The organism is Bacillus sp. JST-5 (genome assembly GCF_057747715.1).
This window is the reverse complement of the sequence record NZ_JBYLHW010000162.1, coordinates 1-969: the sequence shown is the minus strand read 5'-3', so window position 1 is coordinate 969 and position 969 is coordinate 1. Positions and strand designations below refer to the sequence as shown.

Sequence of the window (969 nt, the reverse complement as noted above, 5' to 3'; positions counted from 1 at the left end):
ATCGTTCCTTGAAAACTAGATAATGAAAGAAGGCAAGAAACAACCGAGTAAATCGATCCCTTTGATTTGAAAAAAGAATGGTTAAGTTATGAAGGGCGCACGGTGGATGCCTTGGCACTAGGAGCCGATGAAGGACGGGACTAACACCGATATGCTTCGGGGAGCTGTAAGTAAGCGTTGATCCGGAGATTTCCGAATGGGGGAACCCCCTACTCGTAATGGAGTAGGATCATTACCTGAATCCATAGGGTAATGAGGGCATACCCGGGGAACTGAAACATCTTAGTACCCGGAGGAAGAGAAAGCAAAAGCGATTCCCTGAGTAGCGGCGAGCGAAACGGGAACAGCCCAAACCAAAAGGTTTACCTTTTGGGGTTGTAGGACACTCAATGTGGAGTTACAAAGGAACGGGGTAGACGAAGAGGTCTGGAAAGGCCCGTCAGAGAAGGTAACAACCCTGTAGTCGAAACTTCGTTCCCTCCTGAGTGGATCCTGAGTACGGCGGGACACGTGAAATCCCGTCGGAAGCAGGGAGGACCATCTCCCAAGGCTAAATACTCCCTAGTGACCGATAGTGAACCAGTACCGTGAGGGAAAGGTGAAAAGCACCCCGGGAGGGGAGTGAAAGAGAACCTGAAACCGTGTGCCTACAAGTAGTCAGAGCCCGTTTATGGGTGATGGCGTGCCTTTTGTAGAATGAACCGGCGAGTTACGATTTCATGCGAGGTTAAGGTGAAGAACCGGAGCCGTAGCGAAAGCGAGTCTGAATAGGGCGAATGAGTATGAGGTCGTAGACCCGAAACCAGGTGATCTACCCATGTCCAGGGTGAAGGTAAGGTAACACTTACTGGAGGCCCGAACCCACGCACGTTGAAAAGTGCGGGGATGAGGTGTGGGTAGGGGTGAAATGCCAATCGAACTTGGAGATAGCTGGTTCTCTCCGAAATAGCTTTAGGGCTAGCCTCAAGG

General features: G+C 50.9%; 1 rRNA gene. It reads left to right on the top strand.

Going from position 1 to position 969, the window contains the following annotated elements:
- Positions 1-79: 79 nt before the first annotated feature.
- Positions 80-969, top strand: a 23S ribosomal RNA gene (locus tag AC3ASS_RS14360); the annotation flags it as partial.